This is a genomic window from Mesorhizobium sp. M7A.F.Ca.US.005.03.2.1 (assembly GCF_003997795.1).
Taxonomy (GTDB): Bacteria; Pseudomonadota; Alphaproteobacteria; order Rhizobiales; family Rhizobiaceae; genus Mesorhizobium; species Mesorhizobium ciceri.
In genome coordinates, this window is sequence record NZ_RZRP01000842.1 from 1 (window position 1) to 2,644 (window position 2,644).

At 62.1% G+C, this 2,644-nt stretch carries 5 protein-coding genes and 1 pseudogene; 3 read left to right on the top strand and 3 right to left on the bottom strand.

The features are described from left to right. From EN991_RS31260 to EN991_RS31270, 3 genes are all read left to right on the top strand, one after another. Positions 1 to 311 (top strand): transglycosylase domain-containing protein (locus tag EN991_RS31260; protein WP_206519285.1); only part of this gene is annotated, 311 nt, incomplete at its 5' end. Between the two features lie 140 nt (positions 312 to 451). Continuing rightward, the gene (rpmF, locus tag EN991_RS31265; protein WP_008834724.1) at positions 452 to 634 is read left to right on the top strand and encodes a 50S ribosomal protein L32; all 183 of its coding nucleotides are present in this window, start codon (positions 452 to 454) and stop codon (positions 632 to 634) included. A gap of 232 nt (positions 635 to 866) precedes the next feature. Then, positions 867 to 1,268, top strand: coding sequence for a hypothetical protein (locus EN991_RS31270; protein ID WP_013529226.1), 402 nt, complete (start codon positions 867 to 869; stop codon positions 1,266 to 1,268). Positions 1,269 to 1,396: 128 nt separating this feature from the next. Here the strand turns inward: EN991_RS31270 and EN991_RS31275 are convergent, their stop codons facing one another. The 3 genes and pseudogenes from EN991_RS31275 to EN991_RS31285 form a co-directional block, all read right to left on the bottom strand. Further along, positions 1,397 to 1,828, bottom strand: a complete 432-nt coding sequence (locus EN991_RS31275) for a heme-binding protein (RefSeq protein WP_013529227.1) — start codon at positions 1,826 to 1,828, stop codon at positions 1,397 to 1,399. 164 nt (positions 1,829 to 1,992) lie between these two features. Beyond that, positions 1,993 to 2,226, bottom strand: coding sequence for a hypothetical protein (locus EN991_RS31280; RefSeq protein ID WP_013529228.1), 234 nt, complete (start codon positions 2,224 to 2,226; stop codon positions 1,993 to 1,995). A 77-nt stretch (positions 2,227 to 2,303) separates the two neighbouring features. Further along, positions 2,304 to 2,644, bottom strand: a pseudogene (locus tag EN991_RS31285) (helix-turn-helix transcriptional regulator); the annotation flags it as partial.

Sequence of the window (2,644 nt, forward strand, 5' to 3'; positions counted from 1 at the left end):
TGCGCAAGGTGGTCGAATTGCCGCTGGCCGTCTATTTCGATGCGGTGATGTCGAAACGGCGCATCATGGAAATCTATCTCAACATCGCCGAGTGGGGGCCGGGCATCTACGGCATCGAGGCCGCGGCACAGCACCATTTCGGCGTCTCGGCAAAACAGCTGTCGCGACGGCAGGCCGCCCTGCTTGCGGTCTCTTTGCCAAATCCGATCGCCCGCAATCCGGCCAAGCCCGGGCCTGGCCTGAGGCGGCTTGCCAATCTGATCGAGCGGCGAGCCGGCCGCTCGGGCGCCTATGTCGGTTGTCTCCGCTAGCCGATCCAAAAAAATTCGCGCCAGTGCTGGCCAAAACGGTACAGGGCGTGTATAGGCACCCGACTTTCTCAGATTTAGGCCCCGACATGGCCCTTTCACGAGGGCGGGCGGGGCTTTTGACCATGTAGTGGAGCATATCCATGGCCGTTCCGAAACGTAAAACCTCTCCGTCCAAGCGCGGCATGCGCCGCTCGGCCGACGCCCTCAAGGCCCCGACCTATGTCGAGGACAAGAATTCCGGCGAAATGCGCCGTCCGCACCATATCGACCTGAAGACCGGCATGTATCGCGGTCGCCAGGTGTTGACGCCCAAGGAAAGCTGAGACCAACCTTCCAAAGGTTTGAATTCCAAAAGGACCGGCCAGTGGCCGGTTCTTTTGCGTTTGGGGGGCGGGTAGCGCGCATCTCGACGCGTGGGCGGCAATCGTTGCAGGCAACCGGCTGACATTGTTGTTGCGTGCGGTCTTCGACCGTGTTCAACGCTGCCATCGAAACATCTTGACGGCGTGCCTGTGGCGCATTCTACAAAGGATTGCCCCCACATGGAGACGCCAGATGTTCGGTGCCATTCCGCTGCTGATCGTGCCTTTCGTGCTCTACAATCTCGGACTGCTGGGAATATTCGGCAGCGGTGACGATCCGTGGGCAAGCGAGGTCTTCTCATTCAGCATGATGTCGGGTGGCGTGTTCTCGATGACGCTTGGCGACCTGATGGTGCTGATCGGGCTGATCTTCCTGTTCCTCGAAATGGCGAAGTCGGTGCGCACCACCAACGCCTCGATCATGGACCATCTTCTGTCGACGCTGGTCTTCGTGGCCTTCCTGGTCGAGTTCCTGCTGGTGAAGGGTGCGGCCCATTCCGTTTTCTTCACCCTGATGGTCATCGCGCTGTTCGACGTGCTGGCCGGATTCGCGGTGTCGATGCGGTCGGCCAGCCGGGACATCAATTTGAATTAGGTCCCCGGCGCGGAAGGCGGAAGTTTCTGCTCCGCTGCACTCTACGGCTGATGTTACGGAATGGATCCTCGGGTCTGCGCGACGGAGCCTCGCTCCTGCTCCGCCCGTGGATGACGAAGTTCCCGACCTCACCCCGGATCGGCGGTGAAACCGGCGGCCTCGATGCCGGCGATTGCCGCGGCTTCGTCATTGTCCGACGTGTCGCCTGAAATGCCGACGGCGCCGATGATGGCACCGGCCTTGTCGCGGATCAGCACGCCGCCGACGACCGGCAGCACGCGCCCGCCCGAGACGTCCGAGATGCCGGCGACGAGATGCGGGCGCTCCTTGGCGAAGGCCTCGACTTTGCGCGAGCCCATGCCGATGGCGAGCGCACCATAGGCCTTGCCGGCCGACATTTGCGGACGCAGGAACGAGGCGCCGTCCTGGCGCTGGAAGGCGACCAGATGCCCGCCGGCGTCGAGCACCGAGACGCCGAGCGGCTTGAGCTTGAGATCGGAGCCCTTGGCAAAGGCGGTTTCGATGATTTGCCTGGCTTTTTCGAGCGGCAGTGCGGTCATGGCGGTCTCCTGTTTGAAACGCGTCGATCATCGATCGTCGGCGGGCGAGATAACATCCCCGTTCCGGTTGAAATTGCTTCGCGTGAAAAGGCAGGATGGAAAGCAGCCTTCGCCCGCTCTTCCGGATAAGCGTTGCCGCTTGTATGGCTCCAGACGTGGCTGGGCTACTTCTTCTTGGCGCGGGCCGGTTTCTTGGCGGGTTCCGCCGGCGCGTTGGCGAGGTCTTCCGCTTCCTTGGCGAGACGCAGTGCCCGCAGCTTGTTGGTCTTGGCCTGGCGAGCATCGCTCTCGGCGGCGTATTCGGCCATCGCCTTCTGGCGGACGGTTGCCGCCTCTTCCTGCTTCTTGAAGCGCAGGTCGGCGCGTGCGCGGGCAGCATCCCGAGAGTTCTCAACCAAGACCTTATCCAATCCCGTGAATTGTGATTTTCCGCTTCTTCTAGCAGAGCCGGCCCCAAAACGGGAAAATAAGTTGGTTACGCGGCCGGGCTGGCGGCGAGGGCCTTGCTGGCAACCACCGCCTCGTAGGCGGCCTGCAAGGTCGCGCGGACAGAAAGGCCAGACATTGTATCGAGCGGCATGCCGAGATGCTCGTGCCGCAACTCGTCCATGAATTTGTCCCACATAGGCTGTCCGCCCTTTTCCAGCAGTTCGGCGCGGATCGACAATTCGTCGCTGACCGGCAGCCAGACGCGGCCCCAGGCGCCGAGATGGGCCAGGATCGGAACCAGCGTGATCGCCATCTCGGTCAGGCTGTAAATCGCCTTCTGCTTGTGCGAGGGATCGTTGGCCTTGGTCAGCATGCCCAGCTCCATCA

Excerpts from the sequence above, each read along its gene's own strand:
- rpmF (WP_008834724.1), top strand. The coding sequence starts at position 452 with ATGGCCGTTCCGAAACGTAAAACCTCTCCGTCCAAGCGCGGCATGCGC.
- EN991_RS31270 (WP_013529226.1), top strand. The coding sequence starts at position 867 with ATGTTCGGTGCCATTCCGCTGCTGATCGTGCCTTTCGTGCTCTACAAT.
- EN991_RS31275 (WP_013529227.1), bottom strand. The coding sequence starts at position 1,828 with ATGACCGCACTGCCGCTCGAAAAAGCCAGGCAAATCATCGAAACCGCC.